General features: G+C 41.8%; 21 protein-coding genes and 1 pseudogene. 9 read left to right on the plus strand and 13 right to left on the minus strand.

What is annotated here, in order from left to right; genetic code table 11:
* Window positions 1-26 precede the first annotated feature (26 nt).
* The 6 genes from AHMF7605_RS19670 to AHMF7605_RS29500 form a co-directional block, all read right to left on the minus strand.
* Window positions 27-1,358, minus strand: a complete 1,332-nt coding sequence (locus AHMF7605_RS19670) for a sigma-54-dependent transcriptional regulator (RefSeq protein ID WP_106931742.1) — start codon at window positions 1,356-1,358, stop codon at window positions 27-29.
* A gap of 102 nt (window positions 1,359-1,460) precedes the next feature.
* Complete coding sequence (locus AHMF7605_RS19675; protein WP_106931743.1) at window positions 1,461-1,973, minus strand: hypothetical protein; 513 nt, start codon at window positions 1,971-1,973, stop codon at window positions 1,461-1,463.
* Window positions 1,974-2,265: 292 nt separating this feature from the next.
* Complete coding sequence (locus AHMF7605_RS19680; protein WP_106931744.1) at window positions 2,266-4,518, minus strand: Tex family protein; 2,253 nt, start codon at window positions 4,516-4,518, stop codon at window positions 2,266-2,268.
* A 154-nt stretch (window positions 4,519-4,672) separates the two neighbouring features.
* Window positions 4,673-5,788: a hypothetical protein gene (locus AHMF7605_RS19685; protein WP_106931745.1), complete on the minus strand. Its 1,116-nt coding sequence runs from the start codon at window positions 5,786-5,788 to the stop codon at window positions 4,673-4,675.
* 179 nt (window positions 5,789-5,967) lie between these two features.
* A complete protein-coding gene (locus AHMF7605_RS29495) occupies window positions 5,968-6,489 on the minus strand; it encodes an adenylate/guanylate cyclase domain-containing protein (RefSeq protein ID WP_158267567.1) in 522 nt (173 codons plus the stop codon).
* Window positions 6,490-6,581: 92 nt separating this feature from the next.
* Window positions 6,582-7,055 carry a hypothetical protein gene (locus AHMF7605_RS29500; protein ID WP_146153624.1) on the minus strand — a complete coding sequence of 158 codons (474 nt, stop codon included), beginning with the start codon at window positions 7,053-7,055 and terminating at the stop codon, window positions 6,582-6,584.
* Between the two features lie 703 nt (window positions 7,056-7,758).
* Here AHMF7605_RS29500 and AHMF7605_RS19695 point away from each other — a divergent pair.
* The 6 genes from AHMF7605_RS19695 to AHMF7605_RS19720 all read left to right on the plus strand — a co-directional run bounded on the left by AHMF7605_RS19695 (window position 7,759) and on the right by AHMF7605_RS19720 (window position 15,259).
* A complete protein-coding gene (locus AHMF7605_RS19695; RefSeq protein WP_394336238.1) occupies window positions 7,759-7,965 on the plus strand; it encodes a Na+/H+ antiporter NhaA in 207 nt (68 codons plus the stop codon).
* A 500-nt stretch (window positions 7,966-8,465) separates the two neighbouring features.
* Window positions 8,466-10,115 (plus strand): tetratricopeptide repeat protein, encoded by a 1,650-nt coding sequence (locus AHMF7605_RS19700; RefSeq protein ID WP_106931747.1) that lies wholly within the window; start codon window positions 8,466-8,468, stop codon window positions 10,113-10,115.
* A 284-nt stretch (window positions 10,116-10,399) separates the two neighbouring features.
* Window positions 10,400-11,410, plus strand: a complete 1,011-nt coding sequence (locus AHMF7605_RS19705) for an aldo/keto reductase (protein WP_106931748.1) — start codon at window positions 10,400-10,402, stop codon at window positions 11,408-11,410.
* A 239-nt stretch (window positions 11,411-11,649) separates the two neighbouring features.
* Window positions 11,650-12,570, plus strand: coding sequence for a helix-turn-helix domain-containing protein (locus AHMF7605_RS19710; protein ID WP_106931749.1), 921 nt, complete (start codon window positions 11,650-11,652; stop codon window positions 12,568-12,570).
* A gap of 171 nt (window positions 12,571-12,741) precedes the next feature.
* Complete coding sequence (locus AHMF7605_RS19715; RefSeq protein WP_106931750.1) at window positions 12,742-14,043, plus strand: MFS transporter; 1,302 nt, start codon at window positions 12,742-12,744, stop codon at window positions 14,041-14,043.
* Between the two features lie 61 nt (window positions 14,044-14,104).
* The gene (locus AHMF7605_RS19720; RefSeq protein WP_106931751.1) at window positions 14,105-15,259 is read left to right on the plus strand and encodes a glycoside hydrolase family 172 protein; all 1,155 of its coding nucleotides are present in this window, start codon (window positions 14,105-14,107) and stop codon (window positions 15,257-15,259) included.
* Between the two features lie 112 nt (window positions 15,260-15,371).
* Here AHMF7605_RS19720 and AHMF7605_RS19725 read toward each other — a convergent pair whose 3' ends face one another.
* Together AHMF7605_RS19725 and AHMF7605_RS19730 are read right to left on the minus strand one after the other, a co-directional pair.
* Complete coding sequence (locus tag AHMF7605_RS19725) at window positions 15,372-17,324, minus strand: S9 family peptidase (RefSeq protein ID WP_106931752.1); 1,953 nt, start codon at window positions 17,322-17,324, stop codon at window positions 15,372-15,374.
* 224 nt (window positions 17,325-17,548) lie between these two features.
* Window positions 17,549-18,454, minus strand: coding sequence for a Gfo/Idh/MocA family protein (locus AHMF7605_RS19730; protein WP_106931753.1), 906 nt, complete (start codon window positions 18,452-18,454; stop codon window positions 17,549-17,551).
* A gap of 152 nt (window positions 18,455-18,606) precedes the next feature.
* On the opposite strand from AHMF7605_RS19730, the gene AHMF7605_RS19735 reads away from it, so the two are divergent.
* Entirely contained in the window at window positions 18,607-19,020 is a 414-nt protein-coding gene (locus AHMF7605_RS19735) for an EamA family transporter (protein WP_106931754.1), read from the plus strand.
* Between the two features lie 125 nt (window positions 19,021-19,145).
* On the opposite strand, the pseudogene AHMF7605_RS19740 reads toward AHMF7605_RS19735, so the two are convergent.
* Window positions 19,146-19,774, minus strand: a pseudogene (locus tag AHMF7605_RS19740) (GDSL-type esterase/lipase family protein).
* Between the two features lie 369 nt (window positions 19,775-20,143).
* Here AHMF7605_RS19740 and AHMF7605_RS19745 point away from each other — a divergent pair.
* On the plus strand, window positions 20,144-21,298 hold the full coding sequence (locus AHMF7605_RS19745) for a homogentisate 1,2-dioxygenase (protein ID WP_106931755.1): 1,155 nt from the start codon (window positions 20,144-20,146) through the stop codon (window positions 21,296-21,298).
* A gap of 163 nt (window positions 21,299-21,461) precedes the next feature.
* Window positions 21,462-21,848, plus strand: a complete 387-nt coding sequence (locus AHMF7605_RS19750) for a co-chaperone GroES (protein WP_106931756.1) — start codon at window positions 21,462-21,464, stop codon at window positions 21,846-21,848.
* 100 nt (window positions 21,849-21,948) lie between these two features.
* Here AHMF7605_RS19750 and asnB read toward each other — a convergent pair whose 3' ends face one another.
* The 4 genes from asnB to AHMF7605_RS19770 form a co-directional block, all read right to left on the minus strand.
* Window positions 21,949-23,829, minus strand: coding sequence for an asparagine synthase (glutamine-hydrolyzing) (gene asnB, locus AHMF7605_RS19755; RefSeq protein WP_106931757.1), 1,881 nt, complete (start codon window positions 23,827-23,829; stop codon window positions 21,949-21,951).
* A 182-nt stretch (window positions 23,830-24,011) separates the two neighbouring features.
* The gene (gene nth / locus AHMF7605_RS19760; RefSeq protein WP_106931758.1) at window positions 24,012-24,686 is read right to left on the minus strand and encodes an endonuclease III; all 675 of its coding nucleotides are present in this window, start codon (window positions 24,684-24,686) and stop codon (window positions 24,012-24,014) included.
* A gap of 19 nt (window positions 24,687-24,705) precedes the next feature.
* Window positions 24,706-24,936 carry a hypothetical protein gene (locus AHMF7605_RS19765; RefSeq protein ID WP_106931759.1) on the minus strand — a complete coding sequence of 77 codons (231 nt, stop codon included), beginning with the start codon at window positions 24,934-24,936 and terminating at the stop codon, window positions 24,706-24,708.
* A complete protein-coding gene (locus tag AHMF7605_RS19770) occupies window positions 24,911-25,510 on the minus strand; it encodes an RNA polymerase sigma factor (RefSeq protein ID WP_106931760.1) in 600 nt (199 codons plus the stop codon). The genes AHMF7605_RS19765 and AHMF7605_RS19770 overlap by 26 nt, the downstream gene beginning before the upstream one ends.
* Window positions 25,511-25,904 lie beyond the last annotated feature (394 nt).

A 25,904-nucleotide genomic window follows, 5' to 3' on the forward strand; every position in this document is an offset into this window, starting at 1 on the left:
CTGGTAGTACCCCGAGCTAATAAATTTTAAGCTTCCAGGTTATACTTAGCCAGTTTTAAATAAAGGGTTTTTCGGTCGATGTTCAAAAGCCGGGCGGCTTTTGATTTGTTATATTTTACTTCTTGTAAAGTTTTGTAAATAAGCTCCCGTTCGTTGGCTTCCTGGAGTGCTTTTAAATCGGGGCCTTCTGTTCTGGGAGTTTCGTTTATGGTTTGCACCATTTCTTCGGGCAAGGTTTCTGCCCCGGCTACTTCCCCCGCAGACAGCAGCACTGCCCGCTTTACTACATTTTTTAATTCCCGCAAATTACCCGGCCAATGGTATTCCCGTAAAATCGCCATTACCTCCGGCGAAAAAGCCTTTACATTGCGGTTAAGTTCCTGGTTAGCTAATGCCACAAAATGGGCTACAAATTCCTCCAGGTCGTTTTCGCGGTTACGCAAAGCGGGTACTTTAATAATAAATTCATTCAGGCGATGGTATAAATCTTCCCGAAAATCACCGTTTTTCACGCTGTTTACCAGATCATCGTTGGTGGCGGTAATTACCCGCACATCAATGGCGATTTGTTTGTTGCTGCCCAAGGGCTGAATAGTGCGTTCCTGCAGAGCACGCAGTAATTTCACCTGAATGTCGTACGAGAGATTGCCTACTTCATCTAAGAAAATAGTGCCTCCCTGAGCCATTTCAAAAACGCCTTGCTTATCGTTGGTAGCCCCGGTAAAAGCGCCCTTTACGTGGCCGAAAAGCTCGCTATTCGCAATTTCACCGGAAATGGCGCCGCAGTCTACGGCTACAAACGGAGCTTCTTCGCGTTTACTCAAACGGTGAATGGTACGGGCCACGTATTCTTTACCGGTTCCGCTTTCTCCCTGAACAATTACCGACATATCCGTGGGTGCAACCAATTGAATAAAATCGTGTAGTTGCCGAGAAGCATAACTGTGGCCCGAAATAAAAAGGGGAGTATCGGTGGGGTGATCTGTATTCGGTTCTTTGGCCGAGGGCAATACTTCTTTTATTACCATTAGCAATTCATCCGGATTTACTGGCTTGGTAATATAATCAAAAGCACCCAGTCGCATAGCCCGAACCGCGGTACCTACATCCTGGAAACTGGTCATCATAATACCCGGTATAGGGGTGGACATGGTTCGGATATTTTCCAGTATTTCAAAACCGGTACCATCGGGCAAACGGTAATCCATCAAAACTAATTGGTACGTTTGGCTGCTCAGCCGCTTAATGCCATCTTTTACCCGGTGGGCAACGTTTACTTCAAATCCCTGCTTTTTTAAAAAACCTTCCAGTATCAGCGCAAAGGTTAAATCGTCTTCTATCACTAATATTTTTGCCATACCTTATTGTACATACGTGGAAACTGTAAAAATAAAAAAAAGCCGGGTAATTCCCGGCTTTTCTTTCTGGTTGCAATAAGGTAGACTTGTTTTAGGCAGAGATTATTTTACGGGTTTACCGTCTTTACCAATTTTAACGGTTCCGATTTGGTTCGCTTGTTTTAACTCAATAGAATAATATTCTTTACCAGTAGTAGCATCTTTCACTAATTGAGCAGAAGATGGAGTCCAGGTTTTTAATTTTTCGCTGGCAAGAGTAGCTTTCACAGGCGCAGGCAATTCTTCTAAAGTAACAGTAGTTCCGGCAGCAGCGCTAGTTGCAGTTGTTCCGGTAGCGGAAGTACCTGTAGCCGCGGTGCCAGGGGCAGCAGTACCTGCCGCCGCTCCAGTATTGGTAGCGTCTGTTTGGGTAGCAGTACCAGTGCTAGTAGATGTTCCAGCCTGCGTTCCGCTCGCGGCCCCTGCTTGCGTTCCGGATGGAGTAGTACCTTGCGTAGCACCTTGGGCAGTAGTTTGATCTTGAGTAGTAGACTGACCACCAGTAGTAGTTTGTGCTTGAACAGATACAACGCCTAATAAAAACAGGGAAAAAGCGGATACAACAATTTTCTTCATAATACTAATTTTGTTTATTTAACATCAATTGTTTGCCTACTTAATAGTCGAAAGCTATGCCAAAAACCAGAAATAATTGTAATTAACTACTAATCAATGATTTTGAACGTGATAGAATTAGAACGAAAATGTAAGATTGTAGAAAAATTCCTCATTTTGGGGTGTATAATTGGGGGATTAAACCACCTTCTCACAGTTTTGATAAGGGAATTTCTTTGTGTAAAAATTAAAGTCCCATCTACTGCTAGGAAAACAGTAAACGGGACTTTAATTTTTTAAGAAAAAGTAAATCTTACTTAAACATTCCCTTCAGCTTGGCTAGTTTTGCCTGGAAATCGTCCTGCAGCTCTTCCTCGCGTTTATTTTTGTCGCCTTTCTTACTGCCGCCAGCCGGTTTGACTCCGGTAGAGTCGGATTTTAAAGAAAGCGCAATGCGTTTGCGGGCAGCATCTACCTCCAGGACGGTTACTTCTACCCGTTGGCCTACTTTTACTACCTGGTGCGGATTATTTACAAAACGGTCGGAAAGGTGGCTCACGTGTACCAAACCATCCTGATGGACCCCAATATCCACAAAAGCGCCAAAAGCGGTAACATTGGTAATAATACCCGGTAATTTCATGCCGGTACGCAGGTCATTTATGTCGTTTACACCTTCCGTAAAAGAGAATGCTTCGAAGCTTTCGCGCGGGTCGCGGCCCGGTTTGGCCAACTCGCTCATAATATCCTGCAACGTAGGTAAACCAACCGTATCGGTTACGTACTTTTTCAGGTCAATTTGTTTGCGTAATTCAGGCTTTTTCATTAGGTCGGTAACGGTAGCACCTAAATCTTTCGCCATGCGTTCCACCAATTCGTAGCGTTCGGGGTGTACAGCGCTGGCATCCAAGGGATTTTTGGCGTGCTGGATGCGCAAGAAACCAGCCGCCTGTTCAAATGCTTTTTCGCCTAAACGCGGTACTTTTTTCAGTTCGGTGCGGGTTTTAAACGGACCATTTTGATTGCGGTATTCCACAATGTTCTGCGCCAAGCTCGGGCCTAAGCCAGAAACATAAGTTAGCAGTTGCTTACTGGCGGTGTTTACTTCCACACCTACGGCATTTACCGAACTCATAACTACATCATCCAAAGAATGTTTTAAGGCAAATTGGTCAACATCGTGCTGGTATTGGCCTACACCAATGCTCTTCGGGTCGAGTTTTACCAGTTCGGCTAATGGGTCCATTAAGCGGCGACCAATTGAAACGGCGCCTCGTACGGTAACATCGTAATCCGGGAATTCTTCGCGGGCTACTTCGGAGGCGGAGTAAATAGAGGCGCCACTTTCATTTACCATTACTACGGCAATAGTGGCGGGTAAGCCTAAGCCGCGCACAAAGGTTTCGGTTTCGCGGCTGGCCGTGCCGTTACCAATAGCAATCGCTTCTACCTCATATTTAGAAACTAAATATTTAACGGTACTGGCGGCTTCCTGGGCCTGGCGAGCGCCGGTGTGCGGATACACGTTTTCGTTGTGCAGTAATTTGCCTTGCTTATCGAGAACCACCAGTTTACAGCCGGTTCTAAAGCCTGGGTCCAGAGCCAATACCGTTTTCTGACCTAGCGGAGCCGCTAGCAATAATTGCCGGAGGTTGTCGGCAAATACCCGGATGGCTTCTTCGTCGGCGCGTTTCTTAGATAGCATCCGGACTTCGGTTTCCATCGAAAGTTTCAGCATCCGTTTGTACGCATCTTTGGTAGCCAGTTTTACCTGTTGCGCCGCTTCATTATTTCCTTTCACGAACATACCTTCCAGCAATTCAATGGCTTCCTCTTCGTCGGGTTGAGCATTGAGCATCAGAATCATTTCGTTTTCGCCACGGCGCATGGCTAGTATGCGGTGTGAAGGCGCTTTGTCAATAGGTTCTTCCCACTCGAAATAATCTTTGTACTTCTGACCTTCTTCTTCTTTGCCCACCATTACCCGGCTTTTGAATATGCCTTTCTTCTCGAACAGGTTACGCATATGAGCCCGGGCATCGGGGTTTTCGTTAATCCATTCGGCAATAATATCGCGGGCCCCGGCTAAAGCTTCTTCGGCGTCTTTAACTTCTTTTTCCTCGCTGATGTATTGGGCTGCTTCGGCGGTTACGTCAAATTTTTCCTGCTCAAACAAACGTTGTGCTAGGGGCTCCAGGCCTTTTTCGCGGGCAATGGTAGCTTTGGTCCGGCGCTTAGGCTTGTAGGGTAGATAAATATCTTCGAGCACGGCTATGGTTTCAGCGGCATTAATCTGCTCTTCGAGTTCCGGGGTTAGCTTTTGTTGTTCACGGATAGATTTAAGAATGGCTTCGCGGCGTTTATTTAATTCGCGGAGCTGCTCCATGCGGTCGCGGATAGCGGCCACGGCTACTTCGTCGAGGGAACCGGTAACTTCTTTGCGGTAACGCGAGATAAAAGGCACCGTGGCACCTTCGTCTAATAATTCTACCGTAGCTTGTACTTGCTTCATGCTGATACTCAGCTCGGTGGCAATTTTAAGGTAATGTTTTATAAGTTCTTCCATGCGGCACGGGGCTTCGGGTTAGGCGCCAAATTTACAGTTTAAAAACCGGAAGGCAAAGCGGCAGGAGGGATTGAAGTTTTGGTTTGTTTTTGGTATGGGTAAGTATAATTTAGATTTAGTAGTAATAACACCAGCAGTGGTATTAAATTAAATTTTACACTCCTTTTTTTGGAGAGAATGCTGCTAAACGGCCAGATGGTTCTATATCTAATTGGTAATAATTACCATTATAGTAAATACTTTCTTTTCCATTTCTAAAAAAATGCCTAGTAGGGCTTTCTTTAAAATGTTGTTTAATATCTTTATAAACTGACCTAATAACAAGCATTATAACACGTCTAATATCTGTTAAATTATACTGAAAAGCAGTTTTAATGGAATTGTTTTTCCCTATTTGAAACTCTTCAACATGCCTAATATGTATATGTAAGTAACTACTTAGGTCTAACCAAATAGAAAATTCAAAAGGTATTACTGGTTCACCGTTATAGTTTGCGCAAATCTTAATTAGCTGTTTTAATATGTGAGGATGTGTTTTTTGTATATTGTTTACTCCAGATTTATTGAGTTCTTTAAATAGAAGTTCCTGTCTTTCTTTCAGTCTATTTAACATCAAGGATTCAAGCTCTTTATTTTCATCTTCTGATAAGAGTCCATGATATTTTAATGTTTCTAATTGATAATACCTGATAGCCGGTTTAATTTCTTTTGTTTCTTTATCTAAAATTTTGTCATGAATTTCTAACGAAGCGAAATTAGGAATATATACTAAACCTAATCCATAATACTGGTTTTCTTCTTCTGGGAATAGTTTCTGACCATTTTCTAGTCTCATCTCTATTATGTCTAGCCTAGAAGAATAAGGGTTACTGTCACTTAAGTAAACTGGTGTTCTTATCGTATTTGGTATAAGCTTCTTGCCTCTCCTAGTAAAGTTATTTTTTGTTGTGGAGTCTAATGCAAAAATATAGGAAATATCAGAAGGCAAAATGCCAACTTCATTTAGTTGTCTTGCTTGGGTTTCTGTAAGGGTACTAAATCTTGAAATATTTAGATAGATAGGACGGTTTGTTTTTGGAAAGTTGTCAGATGAAATAATTTCTTGTAATGCTCTACGGTTTTCTAAAGTGTATTTGATTGTACCGGACAAGTCTGAACCATAATCATTATAAGCTTGAGATTTATATTTAAATGTCAGGTTAATAAAGAAGTCATATTGCCCATAAAACATATAGAGTTCTTCATAAGAGTATTCTGAATTTGTATTCATTTATATTCTTCAAAATTAGTTATTACAGGAATACTTAGCAGGTTGAATGTAATCAAATTTTTGAAGAATAATCGCTAGCGTATACAGGTGAGTGGGTAATGAATTAGGTGGCCATAACTGATATTTTCTGGTTTTTAAGTTCACATCAAAGTAAGTCAATTTCTTTAGATGAAATCCCTTTAAATAATAGTATATAATTCTATCTTTTCGTCTCTTCCTCTCAACTCACTTTCCCCTAGTGCTTGGAACTGAAACGCAGAAGAGAGAGGAAGTTTTTTTATTAAATGGCCGGAAAGAACTAGGTCAACTTGATACGTATTACAAAGAGCTTGAATGCGGGCAGTGGTATTTAGTACGTCTCCCGTGAAGATGATTTCCTTTTTAAGAACGCCTATTTCGCCGGTAGTTACTTTTCCGAGGTGAAACCCCGCTTTGAATTCCGGTAATAAATCAAATTTTTCATAGTACTTATTACTTTGTTTTTTGATGGCCGCTTTCATTGCAAAGAAACATTGCAGGCAGTTATTATTAGTCAATCCGGTTTTCAGCTTCCACGTCACGACAATCTCATCTCCTACATATTGATAAATTTCTCCTGAATACTCGAGTATGGAGTTAGATAAATCGGCGTAATACTCTCTAAGCATTTCGAAGTATGTAACATGACCGAGGTTTTCGGCTATGGTGGTAGAAGATTTCATGTCTAGAAACATAAAAATTCTTTCCTCCTCTATTGGAGTATGGTATTTTCCGGTTAAAAAATTACTAAGAACTCCGCGACCCAAATTATTACTTACTTCCGTGTAAAAAGGGAAACGCCTATTATTGCCGCAATGTACACTTCCACCCCCCAAAAGGCATAGTTGGAGAAAAAGGCCCAAATGTTAGTCCATACCCGTTCGTCTAAAAGAGTGGTTTTAAGTTCAAGGGCATTATTAATCAGGGAGGTTAAAAAAAGAAATAGAATAGTAATACCTAAATAGAGGAGAGTCTTAAGCCCAATTTTTTGAATAAAACTCTTTTGCCGGAATACCTTATAAAAATTAAGAACTTCAATGGTGCCCACCAATAGTCCTATGATGAGGGCAACAGCAGCCGTGATAAAAAAGGTTTTGCTAAAGTTGTAAGGATTGCCGGTAGCAGGGTAATAATTAAGTTTGCCTAAAAGCCCCCTTTCAAGCAGAGAATAAACGAGGCTGAAAATGAACCAAATCAGGCCAATCGGAATAATTTGAGCAATATTTCTTTTGGCGATAGGAGATACCATTTCAGCGCATTTTATTTGAAAGGAACTATAAATTTTTAATAAATCGAATTACCGGAATAAATCAGGTTTTGACGAATGAAAAAGCAGGGGGCAATTTTTGCGGATAGTAATCGGTAAATCGTAATGAAATATAGTGGTTATTTCTATAATTAATGAAAGTATTACTGCCCTTGTTTGTGTCCTCATAAGCGAGCTGTATGCTACCTACCTGTACTCAGTAATATTTTCCCCTTCCAAATTATTACTCTTAACGTACTTAGTTTCCCAATAAAATTAGTTTTTCCTAAACCTTAGAACTGCAATGAATATAATTTAACAAAAAATTTTATTGTCAAGTATTTTGACAAAAATTTTATTGTCATCCGCAGGTTTAATTCTTAAAGTTTAGCGCATTCGATTCCAGTTAAAGTAAATAGTTTAGATAAGAAAGTAGGCAGTAGAAAACGAAATTAGATATTCCCCAATCTGCTTAACACTAACTGCAATTTGGTGTACAACGTTTAGGCTTCATTTACCTTATTAATTAACTCATGGAAGTATCCCTTACCAAGTTGCTAAAAGACTTTATTGCGAATGAAAAAACAGGTGGTTTTATTTTGATTGCCGGTACCGAGGTGTCCATATTAATCGCAAATTCTAGAATAGGGGAGGGGTTCATTTTTGGCACTATTCGGTGAGAACGGAGTTACCCGATTGAATTTGGATAAATGAGGGCTTAATGGCTATATTTTTCTTGTTAGTGGGGCCGGAAATTGAGCGGGAAATTTACATAGGAGAGCTATCGAATCTTAAAAATGCCCTTTTACCTGTTTTAGCTGCTATTGGCAGTATGGCGATTCTGACATTGTTCTATTACTTGTTCAATGTGTGTTTCCTGCGAAGTATCCGGACTAATAAGGTTGAGGAATAAACAATTAAAAATCTCTCCTTTTTTTAAGAAAGCATTTATATAAATCAGGTGCTTTAAACAGCCATGATAGGTGCTACTTAAAATTATAAGTATTAAGACGTAAAAATCTGATTATCAGGATTGTTATTAACTAAAATTAGTTTACTTTCATCTGTCTAATTACCAAATAAATACCTTTGCTTGTTCTTTAGAACTAAAGTACTAAGTAATATTTCACGCGATTCGATTAAAGTAGTTAAGGATTCACAACGAATGTTCCACCAAAAATAATTATGTAGGGTAGATTTATTCTCCTTATCAGGTTTCACGCAATAGCTCCAATTATTGAGTTATATAGTCTAAGCTAACGCATACCGGACTTTCGCCAATTAGTCGTTGCATTTAAATAACTATTATTTCTTATACAATTGCTTTGCTCTTTAGGCTTAATCAGAAGCAATTGCAAACTACAGAATCAGCCTAAAATATATCATCCAATAATGGAGTAAAAGCTTATGCTTATGAAGTCTTTTCTACTTATTTTAGTTCTAGGTGGGTTCTGCCTACCCGTTCTGGCACAGCATCATCACCCTTCTCCGACTGTTAAACCGGGTCAGCCAGTTTCCCTCACGGCTGGGTTAGGGAAACACCATCATGCGGTTTCTACCACCAACACTCAAGCACAAGGTCTGTTTAATCAGGGGCTAACCCTGGTTTATGGGTTCAATCATCCGGAAGCAATACGATCCTTTAAACGCGCGGCCGAGTTAGATCCCCAATTAGCTATGGCTTATTGGGGCATTGCTTTGGCTACCGGACCTAATTACAACGAAGCAACCATTGACTCGGCCCGGCAAAGGGCGGCCTATGAAGCAATCCAAAAAGCAACATCCTTAATGGTTAAAGCACCTGCGTACGAGCAGGCCTATATTGAAGCGCTGGCAAAGCGATTTTCAAATAATTCAAAAGCCGATTCAAAACAACTCGCCCTAGATTACGCCACTGCTATGGCTTCTCTAGCTCAACAATATCCCGATGACCTGGATGCCGCTACTCTTTATGCCGACAGTAAAATGTTTTTGAATGCCTGGAAGCTGTGGACTCCGGATGGTAAGCCGGCAGAAGGAACCGAAGAAACGGTGCAAGTATTGGAAACGGTTTTAGCCCGCGATCCTAATCATATTGGCGCAAATCACCTTTACATTCATGCAGTAGAGGCATCGCCGCGTCCGGAACGGGCGCTTGCCAGTGCCGATAGATTGGGAACTTTAACCCCGGCCGCCGGCCACCTGGTACATATGCCGGCTCATATTTACATGCGAGTCGGGAACTACGAAGCGGCCGCTCGTAGCAATGATTTAGCCGCGAAAGCCGACCAGGTTTATATTGAAAACACGGGTATAAGAGGCCCTTATGGGGCTGGTTATTACAGCCATAATTTACATTTTCTGGCTGCCGCTTACAGTATGCAGGGGCGATTTAACGATGCAAAAAAAGCGGCCGCGCAACTAGAAACCAATGTAAGCCCGTACCTGAAAGATATGCCTTTTCTGGATGCTTTCATGCCTACCACAACTTTTCTTCTGGTCCGTTTCCGGCAGTGGGAAGCTGTTTTAAAAGCACCAGAGCCAGATAAAAAGCTAGCCATTACCAATGCTTTATGGCATTGGGGGCGCGGCATGGCTTATGCTGCTGCAGGTAAGTCTGGAAATGCTAAAAAAGAAAGAACAATTTTTGGTGCAGCGATAAAACGTCTGCCTGCCGAAGCTCTCTTTGGTGCCAACAGGGCGGCCGATGTTTTAAAGGTGGCCGAACACATGCTTAATGCCCGGATAGCAACCGCAGAGGGTAATCGTAAATTGGCTATTGAACTATTACAACAAGCAGTAGCAGCCGAAGATGCTCTTTCTTACAGTGAGCCACCGGACTGGTATTATCCGCCTTCCAGAGAATCGTTGGGAGGAGCGCTCCTGCTAGAAAAGCAATACGAAGAAGCCGAAAAAGTTTTTCGGGCAGACTTGAAAAAAAATCGTCGGAATGGCCGCTCTCTCTTTGGGTTGCTCCAAAGCCTGAAAGCCCAGGATAAGCAATACGCCGCGCAATTGGTGCAGCGGGAATATGAAGAGGCCTGGCGCCACGCTGAGGTACAACTCCGGGTGGAAGATTTGTAAAAAATCATCCTAAAACTTGATAGTGGTAGCTTAACAAGAATTCCCTAGCAACCTGTTAAATAGTTTCCACCTGAATAACCAATACAGGCAATAAAATTCAGAAAAGCTTACTGGTTAGAGACAATCTAGGAAGACTGGTGTATTATTTTTCTCTACCCGAAAATCACAAAAGTTACTTTCCGTAATTTGGATACAAACGCCAGGGATTAGGTTATTTTTTATTCGTTTCGGCAGCCGACCTTTGTCTTATTAATTTTTTTACGCACCATTTAATTAAGACGAAGATGCAAACGCTACAAAAAACAGATTTAGGCAGCCAAGGATTGGAAGTGCCGGTAATAGGATTGGGCTGCATGGGCATGACGCAAATTGCCGGAGCCGATATATACGGACAAGCAAACGAAGCGGAAGCCATCTCCACCATTCACCGGTCCTTAGAGCTTGGCGGTAATTTTTTAGATACCGCCGATTTATACGGTCCGTTGGCGAACGAGCGACTGGTGGCTAAAGCCATTAAAGGTAACCGCCACCAATACATAATTGCTACCAAATTCGGCTATGAAATAGACGACAACGAGCAATTGACCTGGCAAATAAACGGGCGGCCCAATTACGTAAAAAAATCCATAGAGCGCTCCCTGAAAAACCTGGGAACCGATTACATCGACTTGTATTACCTACATCGTTTAGACCCCAATACTCCCATTGAAGAAACCGTTGGCGCCCTGGCCGAACTGGTAAAAGCAGGAAAAGTACGGTACATAGGCTTATCGGAAGTTTCCTCAGAAACCATTAAGAAAGCGCACCGGGTACATCCGTTAACGGCGGTACAATCGGAGTATTCGTTGTTTGAACGCAGCGTAGAAGAACTAGGCATCCTGAATACTTTGCAAGAATTGGGTATTGGATTTGTGGCTTATTCGCCCTTGGGTCGCGGATTTCTTTCCGGTGATATAACCAGTTACGATGATTTTGCGGCGGATGATTTCCGGAGAAACTTACCCAAGTTTCAGGGCGAACAATTCTACAAAAACTTGCAGTTGGTGCAGGAAATTAAAAAAATAGCCGCCGAGAAAAATAGCACCTCGTCGCAGTTGGCTATTGCCTGGGTCTTAGCCAAAGGTGGTTTACCTATTCCGGGTACCAAGCGGGTAAAATACCTGGAAGAAAATATTGTTGCCGCTGCCATTGAGCTAAGTCCGGCCGAATTAAATCGCTTAGAAGCAATTGTACCTTTAGGAGTATCCACGGGCAACCGCTACGATGCTCATAATATGGCCTATATTGACCAATAAGTAAAAAGAAACAAGTATCCGGGTAGTAATTGCTAGACTTTTCTTTAGGAAAGAGGAATATTTTTATCTTATCGCGATACTGACGGTAACCCGTACAGCAAATTAATTTTATAATTTAAAGCAATTTAAACCGGAAGCTCTAACATTAGAGTAGCTCTTCCGGTTTAGCTTTATATTATATTACCGATACTGGGCTTTCCATTATATAAGTCCTTACTTTTAAAGTACCAAGTAAAAACATGACAAAGACGGCAACTGCTCCTCACGTAATACATTCTGTATCGGAATTGCACCGATTGTTAGGTTTGCCTAAACCCGAACACCCCCTCATAAGTGTTTTAAATATGGCCCTTTTTAAAGATGTGTGTTCGGTAATGTACGGGAGCTACGTGTATAATTTTTATTCGGTTTGCATTAAAAAAGATTTCAACGGCAAATTAAAATACGGGCAGAATTACTACGATTTTGATGCCGGGGTGATGACGTTTTTCTCCCCAGGCCAAGTTATTTCTACGGATGTAACGGATTCCGTTTCCTTGTCGGGTTGGTGGATAGTTTTTCATCCGGATTTTATCCGGAATTATTCTTTGGCTAAAAAAATGACTACTTACGGCTTTTTTTCTTACGCTGTAAACGAAGCCTTACACCTTTCGGAAAAAGAAGAAGCCATGCTTGCGGCTATTATGCAGCAGATTGAGCAGGAATACCGTTCGAATATAGATACCTACAGCCAGGATGTCATTATCTCGCAGTTAGATTTGTTGCTTACCTACTCTAACCGTTTTTACAACCGCCAGTTTATAACTCGTAAAAATGCGAGCCACGATTTGCTCATAAAACTGGATGCCCTTTTATCCGATTATTTCAAAAGCGAAAAAGTATCCCAACTAGGATTGCCTACCGTGCAGTATATCTCCGATGAACTCCATCTTTCGCCCAATTATTTAAGTGACTTGCTCCGTAACTTAACCGGGCAAAGCACCCAGCAACACATCCACCACAAATTGATTGAGCAGGCCAAAGAAATTTTAACTACTACGGCTTTATCGGTGAGTGAAATTGCCTACCAACTTGGGTTCGAATATCCGCAATCTTTTAGTAAGCTTTTTAAAAGCAAAACCCAAATCTCTCCGCTCGAATTCCGGCATTCTTTTAATTAATTTAATCTATTTGAAGTATATTTAACTTAATCACTGGAGAATAAAACTCTTACATACAAGAAAGTCTTGTGTCTACTATCTTTCTTGAAAACTTACATTAAAACAAATCAGTAAAGAAAAATTCTGAACGGCAACACCTAAAGCCTCTGATTCACCAGCGAACCGGAATTTATGACACACGCAGAATCCGTAGCCAAACCGCCTAAACGCCTTAGGGCGATTGTAAGCGGTTCAATGGGTAATTTGGTAGAGTGGTATGATTGGTACGCGTACTCGGCTTTTTCCATTTATTTCGCCCCGGCTTTCTTCCCGAAGAGCAGTGCTACCGCGCAACTTTTAAATACGGCGGGCATTTTTGCGGTCGGGTTTCTGATGCGGCCTATTGGTGGCTGGCTGTTTGGCCGCTTGGCCGATAAAACCGGGCGTAAGTTTGCCATGACGCTTTCGGTGTTGTTCATGTCGTTTGGGTCGTTGCTGATTGCGGTTACGCCGGCCTACCAATCTATTGGCGTACTCGCCGCAGTTTTGCTCCTAACGGCTCGTTTGCTGCAAGGCTTGAGCGTAGGGGGTGAGTACGGTACGTCGGCTACTTATTTAAGCGAAATGGCTACGGCTAACCGCCGGGGTTTTTATTCCAGCTTTCAATATGTTACGCTTATTGGTGGTCAGCTCATTGCTTTGGGTATTCAGTTAATCTTGCAGCGTTTATTTTTAACCGAGGCGCAATTGCACGAGTGGGGCTGGCGCATTCCGTTTTTTATTGGCGCCGTTTTGTCTTTAACCGCTTTGTACCTGCGCAGCCACATGCCGGAATCCGTAGCCTTTACTCAGGAGCAAGATAGTTTACTGAAAAAGAAAAGCGGTACTATAAAACAGTTGCTGCAACATCCGCGAGCGGTTGCCATAGTGGTTGGTTTAACTTTGGGCGGCACCATTGCTTTTTACACGTACAGCACCTACATGCAAAAGTTTTTGGTGAACACGGTTAAACTTACCAAAGACCAGTCCACGCTTATTACGTTTATATCGCTTTTGATTTACGCTGCTCTGCAGCCGCTTTTTGGCTTATTATCCGATTATATCGGCCGCAAACCTTTGCTCATTGGGTTTGGCGTTTTAGGTACTTTGGCTACTGTTCCTCTGCTTACCGCTTTAAGTCATACCACTAGCCAATGGCAAGCTTTTGCCTTGATTATGCTCGCCCTGATTATTGTAAGCGGGTATACTTCCATTAATGCGGTAGTGAAAGCCGAATTATTTCCCACCGAAATCCGGGCTTTGGGAGTAGGTTTCCCCTATTCTCTAACCGTGGCTATTTTTGGCGGAACGGCCGAGTACGTAGCGCTCAGTTTTAAAAACGCCGGGAACGAAAGTTATTTCTATTGGTACGTTACAGTTTGTATTTTTATCTCGCTGTTGGTGTATATTTCTATGCGCGATACCAAGCACACTTCATGGATAGATAGGTCCTGATAGGAATGTGTCTTTGATAAACTGCGTAAATAACTGTATTTGATCAACTGATTTGCTCTTAATGAAAAATATCGTCTTACTTCTAACCTTTTTGTATTTCGGGATTACGGAATCTTTTGCCCAAAATTCTTCTTTTACCGGCTTAGAAACGAATCTCGAAAATTTATTTCGGATATCGGATGCTAAATCCCGATCTATAAGTCCGGAAAATATTACCGGGGAAAAAGGCAAAGGCGGAATGACCAAGCTGGAAAACGGTTCGGCGGCCCATGCTGCCCGGGATTTAGGTATTGGTTGGAAAGTAAACCCTTACTTAGTAATAAAACCGGGCGAGAGTGCCGTGATGGGCGAAATTACTGGTTCCGGAGCCATAAAGCACATGTGGATGGCTACCATTGGCGGAAACTGGCGGTTTATGATTATAAAAATTTATTGGGATGATGAAAAAACGCCTTCGGTGGAGGTGCCCATGGGTGATTTCTTCTGTTCGGGTTGGGGGCGGTTTTCCCAGGTTTCCTCGCTGGCCGTTTGTGTAAACCCCGGTAGTGGCTTTAATTCTTACTGGGTGATGCCCTTCCGGAAAAAAGCCAGAATTGTAATGGAGAACATAAATACGCAGCCCTTAAATCTTTATTACCAGATTGATTATACCCTTACCGAGGTGCCAACCGATGCCGGATATTTTCACGCGCAATTCAGAAGGGTTAATCCTTTGCCGTATAAACAAGTTTATACTTTAATAGATAATGTTAAGGGAAAAGGTCAATTTGTAGGGGCTTATATGGCCTGGGGAGTAAATAATAATGGGTGGTGGGGCGAAGGTGAAATAAAGTTTTATCTCGATGGCGATAAGGATTTTCCGACTATAAACGGAACCGGAACCGAAGATTATTTCTGCGGCTCGCATAATTTTGAAAATCCACATAGTCACCAATACCAGGAATTTACCACTCCTTATTCCGGCCTGCATCAAATAATAAGACCCGACGGTTTATACCAGGCTCAGCAACGTTTTGGAATGTACCGGTGGCATATTTCAGATCCAATCCGCTTCGAAAAAGACCTTAGAGTTACCATTCAGGCTTTAGGCTGGCGGGGTGAGGGAAAATACTTGCCTTTAATGGACGATATCGCTTCGGTTGTTTATTGGTATCAGGCGGAGCCCCATAATACTTTTCCGAAACTTCCTTCCAGAGACGAATTAGAAGTTAATTAACTTTAAGTACTTCAACGAAATTAGTTTAGACTACCAAGTGAGATAATTTACTGGTCCTCATAGATTAATTAGATGAACAGCTAATAACCAACAACTACATGGAGAGAATTTTTTAATCAGCTACTGCCACTTCTTTCGTTTTGGCGGTTCCGTTTTTCAGGTACGTATCCAGAAACTTTAGAATAGCACTGTAGCCTTTTATCTCGTTTTCTTTTTTCACAAAGCCGTGTCCTTCGTCGGGGAAAACAATGTATTCCACGGGTACTTTATTTTTCTTTACGGCGGCTACAATTTCGTCGGATTCAACTTTTAGCACTCGCGGGTCGTTGGCTCCCTGAAGAACGATAAGTGGTTTCTTAATTTTATTCGCAAAGAATAAAGGCGATTTATTATAAAGAGCCGCTGAATCGGTTTTAGGATTGCCTAATTCTTTATAAAGTGCTTCCCGGAAAGATTCCCAATAAGGCGGAATATTATTGAGGGTACGCAACCAGTTGGCTACGCCAAAAATATCTACTCCTACCGCAAACTCATCCGGAGTAAATGTTAAAGCAGCTAAGGTCATATAACCACCGTAACTACCACCTAAAATGCCGATTTTATTCTGGTCTACATAGCCGGTTTGCGCCAGAAACTTTTTAGAAGCAACACAATCTTTCAAATCCACATCGCCATGCTTTTGGTCGTCGGCGGCAAAAAATGTTTTGCCATAACCCGAACTGCCCCGGTTGTTTACCGCTAATACCGTGTAGCCATGGTTTACTACAAACTGTAACAAAGGATCATAACCCAGAGTAGTTTGTCCGCCCGGACCGCCATGAATCCATAATAAAGCCGGAAGTTTATCGCCCGCTTTGGTGCCTTTGGGAGTATACAGCAAAGAAGGAATTTCTAAACCATCAAAAGATTTATACCGGATTACTTTACCGGCCACTAAATCATCCGGGTTAATGGCTTTATTCATGGAGTTAGTTAAGGCCTTTATTTCTTTCGTAGAAAGATTATAAACGTACAGATTATTAGGTGCTTTAGAGCTGTTTACATAAAAGGCCATTAACTTACCATCTTCCGAAAAATTAATATCGTTGATATTACCGGCCGGCATATCGGGTAGCTCTAAAAGTTTGTTGGAAGCGGTTTCGTAGATTTTAATTTGGGTACGAGCGTCATTATTAATACCGGTTATCCGGTGTTTGCCATCGTAGGAAAAGTAGGTGTACATAATATCCCAATCGGCTTTTTCTACCTCGGCGGTTTTACCCGAAGCGATATCGTAACTTTTAACGTACTTAAATTCGCTGTTCTCGTCGGTTAAAAAATATAATTGTTTGCTGTCCGGGGTAAAGGTTACCGGAGAATAGGATATATCGCCTTGGTGCGGGCTCAAATGTTTTAGCTGTTTGGTAGTAACATCATATAAATAGATGTCGGTGTTGTTGGTGGTGATACTTTTAACTAAGCCGATATAACGCTTGTCCCGCGAAATAGTAGTAGCATCTAATCCCTTGGTATTTTCTAGTATTAATTTCGGGGTTAGGCTTTTCACGTCCATTTCGTACAAGTCGAAATAGCGGTTATCGCGCTTGTTACTGATAAAAAAGAAACTTTTTCTATCGTGTGCCCAGGTAAAAAAGGCCGATTTGGCTTTGTCGCCGGGCGTTAAATCTTTGGTGGTGCCATCCAGGTTTTGCACAATTAGGTGGCTTATTTCATTGCCGCCTTTATCGCTGCTGTATAAGATACGTTCGTCGTCCGGAAAATACGAAATAGTAAAAACGGAGTTAGTAGTAGAACGGGTAAGTTGTTTGGGTTCTCCCCCAGTTACCGGTACTTCAAAAGCATTGTAAATACCCGATTGATTGCTGGTATAAAGAATTTTGCTATTATCTGGCGAGAAATCGCTACCACCAATAGAGGTAGTGGTCATAAACTCTTCGATGGTATAAGCTTTGGCCGGAGCTTCCGTCGTTAATTTTTCTGATTTACTGGTTCCGGAATTATTGCAGCCTGTAAACAGCGTTAAAACTATGATTGGAACAAAAACAAATTTGCAGAGATTTTTCATAGCAGGCAGTTTAGAGTGAGAGAGAGGGATTGGTATTAAATGTACATAAAGCATTAACAAATAACAAGTTATAAGTTAAGCTTAAATTTAGCTGAGAAGAGGTTTTAAGCGATTGTTTTAATCAGCCCAAATAAGCTACGGAAAGAGCAAATACTACTAAATGAAAAGCCTATTTACAGGTTAATTAATGGGTACATTTTTGCCAAGTATCAAAAAATTAAAAGTTAATCATTTAACTTTTCTACTATTATTTCGCAGATTTCGTGGGTGCGCAAAGCATCGCGGGCGCTGATCTGGGGCGGAGTGTTGGTTCGTAAAGCTTGTAAAAAATCGCCTACCAGGTTATCGAAACCTCGTTTGTATAAGGTGGACTCCCAATCGCTGCTGCCTAGGCGAGTACTGTTTTTATCCTTTAAAATTTCGAGTTCGGCCACGTTATAGGCAATTCTTTTTTCGGTGGCATTCATTATTTCCACTTTCTCTTCGGTGGTGCCGGTATCGCGGTTCATGATGCCAATAGCAAGAGCCTGCTTATTTATGAACTTTATAACTACGTGGTGCAGTAAATCACCTTGTTTTTTTCCATAAACCACCATATCATCAATAGAATACGGAAATAAATAGCGCAGTGTATCCACAACGTGAATAAAGTCTTCTACCACAAACCGGCGGGTGGTATCGGGTAAGGCGTGCCGGTTTTTCTGCATAATAATCAGGTTAGGCTCCGGAAGTTCTTTTAATTTTTGGTAAACGGGCGCGTACCTCCGGTTAAATCCTACCAGCAGCAAGCAATTATTTTGCTCGGACAATTCAACTAAGCGCTTAGAGGCGGTATAATGCAGCGTAAGTGGTTTATCCACAAATACGTGGAGGCGGTGCTGTAGAAATACTTCCACTAGTTCGTAGTGCGCTCCGGTAGCAGCATGCACCATAATTCCGTTTAAACCACTTGCCAGAAAAGTATCCAGAGTAGTATGCAGGTTCGTAAAGCGGTATTGGTGGCCTAAGTCGGTTAGTTTAGTAGCATTACCAGAGAAAAGATGGACTTCTACGTCGGCTTGTTTACTTAATACCGGTAAATATGCTTTTTGCGCAATATCGCCTAAACCTACAATGCCTACTTTTATCATAATGTACCGGTATTTTAACTTTGTTGTTAGTTGTTAGGTTAATCTATATCTGATAACCAGTAAATTGGTTCAGCGCATAATTTATAATAATTCCTTTTACCATAATTTTATTCGTCGAACAACGAATAACTAGCAACTGATAACAATCATTTATGTGGTGGATATATGCCCTTTTATCAGCAGTATTTGCGGCTTTAACGGCCATTTTTGCCAAAATTGGTATAAAAGGAGTAGATTCGGACTTAGCCACCGCTATCCGAACGGTAGTCATTTTAATTTTGGCTTGGTCTATTGTTTTTTTTAAAGATGCTATTCCTAACCTGGTAGGGCTTACTAAAACCAACTGGGCTTTTTTGATTTTATCCGGGTGTGCTACGGGCCTTTCCTGGATATTTTATTTTAAAGCTTTGCAAATAGGAAAAGTTTCGCAGGTAGCTCCCGTGGATAAAGCCAGCGTAGCCATTGCCATTCTGTTAGCCGTAGTATTTTTAGGCGAACCGCTTAGTTTAAAAACTGCTTTGGGGGCAGGATTCATTATTTTAGGAACGCTCGTTTTAGTTTTATAAGGTCAAACCGAATACTAATAAAATCTAGGCCTTCAATTACAGACAAAAATTAATTAAGTATTTAATTTAAGATACGTAGTTGAAAGCTAATTTATAATTACGTAAAACCTACTACCTACTACCTATTACTTAATTGCTTTAAATACTTCGTTGGCTAAAATAGCATCGCCTTCTGCGTTCGGGTGGATGCCGTCGGGCGCTAAAGCCTCTTTACCCAGCATAGGAGTATACAAATCAATTACCGGTACTTTGGTTTTTTTCGCGATAGCTTCTACCAGCGGTAAAATTTCGTTTTTAATAATAGTTGGGCTGATAGTAAAATTCTCGTAATAAGCCGGCATGGGTTTACAGATGTAGACTTTAGGGTGGGAGGGTAGCTTTTTAAAAGACTTGACAAACGCAATGTAATCTTTTTAAAATCAGCTTTATGTTGCCAATTTTGTGGTTTAGAATCGTTGGTGCCGAGTTTGATAATGACAATATTGGGTTGCCATTGCAACACTTCCTGGTATTTGACTTCGTTCCAGTACGGGTAATCGCCTTTTTTTAACAAGGTGCGCCCACCAATGCCGTAATTTTTAACTTCGTACGTATCACCCATCAAAGTTTGCAGTTGTTCCGGGTATTTTTTACCGGTTTCTACTCCCGCTCCTTCGGTAATGCTGTTACCCACGCAGGCAACTTTTATTTTAGACTGAGAAAATCCGATAAACGGACAGATAAAAAGAAAGGCCAGAATAAACCAGTTTTTCATAAAGACAAAGTTTTTCTAAAAATCAGCTAAGTAAAGTTTTAAAGCTTTCCAATTAACGAACGAAAAAGTAAATTAACTAAACTACGGGTTGTGATAATATCTTATTTCTTGAAATGCATGCTAATTTGAAAATTATCTAAATCCGCAAACAAAAATTGCTAACCTCCACAATAAACAAAAAAGTGGATTGGGAAGATAAGTAGGAAAAGCAATTGTTTATTTTAAATTAAGTACTTCGTCGAAATTAGTTTAGCCAGTAATTTATAAGTCGAACAACGAGCAACTAATAACCAACAACTAATTATTGCTAAACTTTGCCTGGAAGGAAGAGTAAGAATAAGATACCAACTCACTTAAAAACAGCTTTTTATGGCCTATTATTATCGCTTAGGTACTATTCCGCCGAAAAGGCATACGCAGTTTCGGCAGCCCGATGGCAGTTTATACGCGGAGCAACTGGTAGGGACATTGGGCTTTCACGGAGTTTCTTCGCTGTTGTATCATATTCACCCACCCACTCAAATTAGTCGCATTGGGGAGCCTGTTCCGTATGCACCAATAGTAGCTAGAAATAGGCCGTTAGCTCCGGGCCACTTGCGTACCCTGTCGCAAACCGTCACTGGCGTAGACTACCTGAATGCCCGCCAAACTCTTTTGGTAAACAACGATGTAACTATCAGCATTTGTAACCCAAGTGGCGGTATGGATTACTACTACAAAAACGCCCAGGCCGATGAGGTAGTGTTTGTACACGAAGGCAGCGGGGAGATGCTTTCGCCCATGGGAAAACTTAAATTTCAGCCAGGCGACTATCTGGTTATTCCCCGCACGGTTATTCATCAATTTAAATTTAATTCTGGTCTAATTCGGTTATTACTCATCGAGGCGTTCAGCCCCGTAGAAACCTGCCGGCGTTACCGCAACCAGTTTGGGCAGTTACTGGAGCACGCACCCTACTGCGAACGCGATATCCGGCCGCCCAGCGAACTTATTACCCAAACTGAACCCGGCGAGTACCGGGTACAAATCAAAAAAGAAGGATTTTTGCACCAATATTTTTACGATTTCAGTCCGTTGGATGTAGTAGGTTGGGACGGCTATTTTTACCCGTACGCTTTTTCCATCCACGATTTTGAGCCAATTACCGGCCGTATCCATCAGCCACCACCCGTACACCAAACCTTCGAAGGACATAATTTCGTGATTTGCTCGTTTGTACCCCGTTTATTCGATTATCATCCTCTGGCTATTCCGGCGCCCTACAACCACTCCAACGTCGATTCGGACGAAGTGCTGTATTATGTAGCGGGTAACTTTATGAGCCGCAAAGGAGTGGATCTTGCCTCGTTCACCATTCATCCGGGAGGTATTCCGCACGGTCCGCACCCGGGAACCGTAGAAGCCAGTATCGGGAAGAAAGAAACGCATGAACTAGCCGTAATGATTGATACTTTTAAACCTTTGCATTTAACCGAAACTGCCCTGCCTTACCTGGATGAGAACTACCCGATGAGCTGGAAGTAAAGAAATCTGTAATTGTTATTTACAAACTCCCGCCCTCAGTGGAAGTTTTTATTTTACTTTCTTTGTCTCAGAAGGTGAAGAAACGTAGCTGCTTTAGAAATAATTTACAAGGCATAAAAAGGAAGTTTATGCGTATATTTGCCACCCAAAATGAATAGTAGTTATGCACATATCGGAAACAAATAAGTTGCAGAAAATTATAATTGTAGGCGACCGGGTTTTAATTAAGCCAAAATCACCGAAAGACCAAACAAAAAGCGGGTTGTTTCTGCCGCCCGGGGTGCAGGAAAAAGAAAAAGTGCAGGAAGGTTACGTAATGAAAGTAGGGCCGGGTTATCCTATTCCCGCTGATTATACTTTTGAAGAAGAATCGTGGAACCAGAATGACCACGACGAAGAGGTACGATATATTCCATTACAGGCCAAAGAAGGCGATTTAGCTATTTACCTGCAACGCGATGCCATTGAAATAAATTACCAGTCCGAACGCTACTTTATCGTGCCTCAGGCAGCTGTTTTAATGCTGATTCGGGAAGAAGATTTAGACTAAGATTCTGCTACCTAAATATCTTACAGGAAAGCGGCAACCAAAAATGGCCGCTTTTTTGTTTTCCTTCCGTATAATTTTTTGAACGTGAATTTTGCGCGGGTTAATCGGCAAAGTGCCGGCTCAACCAGCGAGCCAGTATGATTAAAGCCCATAATTCTGTGCTATAATCGTAACGGCCCTGCAGCAGCATCTGAAGGAGACTTTGGGTTTCCGGAAAGCGGATGTACCGAAATACTACGTGTTGCGGGTTCTGCAAATCTTCAAAAATCCAACGGTTTTCGTTTTGTTTAAGCCAATAACCTAAGGGCATGCCAAAGCCTTCTTTTAGCCGGTTAGCAATTTGCTTTTCCTGGTGCTTCTCCAGAATATGCTTCAGAATCCATTTAGGCCCATTCTTGAATAAGATTTCCGGGGGTAACGTTTGTAAGAAACCATGCAAAGTGTTATCCAAGTAAGGTGTTCGTACTTCCAGCGAATGAATCATGCTGGTTTTATCCGTTAAAGCCAGAATATCGGCAATCAAATACTGGTGTAAATCCTGATTCAAGCTCCAGCGCAGTACATTTCCCTTCTCCACGGGTTTATCGGTGTCAAGTGTACTCCCGATGAATTCTGGTTGTAATAGTTGCGGCAGATGCCGGTCCATGGCCGTAAAATTTAAAAAAGTTTGCACGGGCTGGTGCGGCTGAATTTTATCGGCGAGTTTCCGGATAAGTAAAAACTGCTTGCGGAGCGGATGTTTAACTCCGGTGGGCAATAAGGCGGCTCCGGGCTTAAACAAAGCCAGAAATATATGCGCAAACCGGCGGTATTGCAAGAAATGGTAAAAGGCCCGGTGCCGGTTATAACCCCCAAAAAGCTCGTCGGCGCCCGCTCCGGACAGAGCTACTTTTATGGTTGCCTTTACTTGTTGAGATAAATAATACGTAAGCAAAGCGGCGCCGTCGGCAATAGGCTGGTCCAAGGTAGCAACTAATTCATCTACATATTTTAAAATAGAGGCATCCATTTCAAACGATTGGTGGTCAGCCCCAAAATCCTGGGCGGCTAATTTGGCAAAGCGATAGTCATCCGAGCCATAAATACTCTCCGAAGCTTTGTTGCTAATGGTAAAAGCCGGAAACTGCCGGTAGCCTAATTGTTGTATCAATGCCAGAATCAAGGTAGAATCTACCCCGCCACTTAAAAATAAGCCCACCGGTACATCGGCCCGTAATTGCCTTTCTACAGATTTCAAAAGTAAATTTTCGGTTTGCGAAGTAATCTCCGCATCGCTACGTTCTGTATTTATTTCAGTAGCGGGAGAGGAAATGAGAGATTCTACGTGTAATGTATGCGCTGCATAATTTAAGACCTGACCTTCTTCTAACTCATGTATATTCCGGAAAAATGTTTGGGGCTTTAAAGCGTGCCGGTAACGCAGGTATTGGAGCAGTTGGGTTTCATTTAACTCCTTTTTAATTAACCCGGATGCCAGCAGGCTGTTAATTTCTGAAGATATAATCAGGTATTCGGCGGAATGAAAATAATATAAGCGTTTGATACCAAAGCGATCGCGGGCGGCAATTAGTTTTTGGGTTTGGGTATCGTAAAAAATCAAGGCGAACATACCGTTCAACTTTTCTAAGCCGGCTTGCCCGTAAGTAGTTAAAACTGCCAGTACCACTTCCGTATCAGAGGTAGTCTGAAAAAAGTAACCTTTCGCTTGTAGCTCCGACCGCAGAGTAAGGTAATTATAAACTTCCCCGTTATAGAGCAATAAATAACGGCGGTTCGGGGAGAAAAGAGGCTGATTTGCCTCGTTCGAAAGATCGATTATTTTTAGCCGATTGTGCCCAAAGTAAATTTTCCCGCCGTCGTAATTAGAAGTATAGTAAACCGTAGCATCTGGTCCGCGATGGGTGTTTGCCTGGGTAAGACGGAGAATGGCCGAATCTGGAGCGGGTCCTTTCTTACTAATAATTACATTGATGCCGCACAAATTCTTCTGATTATTTTAAAACGTATTCGCTGAATACGCAGAAACTGATAAAACGGAGAAGATCAGGTGAATGGATAGAGATAATTCTAACAATCCCACTGGTTCATTTCTAATTGCAAAATAGTTTAATAACCGATTATAACGATTTTAACTCTGCCTTCGTTTGCTAAAAGTAAAGCAGTTTACAACCGATTTTCCGGATCATCGGGAATATTAGGCCAATGGGTTTGGTAAAACTTACAGAAATAGGTAAGCGCGCAGTGCTCGCATTTAGGCTTGCGGGCCACGCAAATATACCGGCCGTGTAAAATAAGCCAATGGTGCGCTTTCGGAACCAAACTTTGAGGTATTCCCTGCATTAATTGTTTTTCCACTTCCAGCGGCGTGTGGGCATTTTGCGTAACCAAGCCCAACCGTTTAGATACCCGGAAAACGTGCGTATCTACGGCCATAGCCGGTTGGTTGTAAATAACCGAAGAAATAACGTTGGCTGTTTTACGGCCTACTCCCGGTAATTGCTGGAGTTCGGCTACACTGCTGGGTACCTCGGCGTTAAATTGCTCTACCAGCATTTTACCTAAACCAGCCAGGTGTTTGGCTTTATTGTTTGGGTACGAAATACTTTTAATAAAGGGGTAAATATCGTCGGGGGTAGCGGCCGCCAAGTGTTGCGGCGTAGGAAATTGCTCTAATAAAGCCGGAATTACCAGGTTAACGCGTTTATCGGTACATTGGGCGCTTAATACTACGGCTAGTAGTAACTCGTAAGCGTTTTTATAGTGCAGTTCGGTTTTAGGTTCCGGGAAATTTGTGGTGAAATACTCAATTAAATGCTGATAGCGTTCTTTTTTGCGCATAAAAAAAGTTTGCAGCGTTTTACTGCTGCAAACTTAAGTTTTTCGAATAAGTTAAAATAGAGTTAATCGTTTTTTCGCTCGGAGCCTTCAATTCGCCATTCAACTTTTCTTGTAAAATCAATAACTCAGCACAATGTTCCGCCAATTCCTGATCTTTAGCAAGGGTTTGTTCAAATACTGTTTTCTCACCCAATGCCAATTCATCATATATGTATTGGATGAGATCATTGTGAGTAGAGATTTTTATCATAATCAATGTTTTGGTTTGTCATCTTCTTCCGAAGGTTAATCAACGCGTACCGCATGCGGCCTAGCGCTGTGTTTATACTAACCCCGGTCGTTTCAGCAATTTCCTGAAAGCTCATATCGGCGTAGTGCCGCATAATCAGCACTTCTTTTTGCGCTTCGGGTAATTGCTGGATCAATTCGCGGAGACGCTTGTGCGTATCCTCTTTGATCTGCAAGGACTCAATTGACTCTTCGGCAAATGCCAGTGTGTTAAAAACATTGCTGCCATCTTCCATTTCAATTGTTGGGTTTCTTTTTTCTTTGCGGAAATAGTCGATTGCCAGATTATGGGCAATCCGGCATATCCACGAAGAAAATTTACCCTCCTCGTTGTACCGGCCGCTTTTCATGGTGTGGATAGCTTTGATAAAAGTATCCTGCAACAGATCTTCGGCGGTATAGGTGTCTTTTACGATTAATAAAATCGTGGTAAAAACTTTGTTCTTGTGTCTTTTTACTAAGAGTTCGAAAGCGTTTTCATTACCTGCAATATATAACGACACCAGTTCTGAGTCGCTAAGTTGGATTGTGTTCATATTAAAGCTACATAAAATTAACGTAGAGCTTTATTCCATATTGTACAGATTAAGAATTTTTAGGATATAACAGCAGAGGTGTTTGTGTAAATATAGAGAGATATTTTCAGAATTGCAAAGTAGCCAGCTATATAGAAGGCTTTTTTTGCAAATTTTTTTAAAAAATCCGCAAAAATCGTCCCAACTTAAAATTTTAAGCCTTTTTCAGGTCTCTTACTGCTTCCTGAATAGCTGAAAATGTTTTCGAAAAGCTGAATGTGAGTAGATTTATATGCTTTTTTAGGAGTTGTTCAGGCATCATTTTCGGAAAGGCTTATTCACACGAAAAGGTACTACCCAGGGAAGATAAATAGATAGAACAGATGCTCATAGGAATTCTGAAAAACAAGTTGGA

Origin of the sequence: Adhaeribacter arboris (assembly GCF_003023845.1) — a bacterium.
GTDB classification, from domain to species: Bacteria; Bacteroidota; Bacteroidia; order Cytophagales; family Hymenobacteraceae; genus Adhaeribacter; species Adhaeribacter arboris.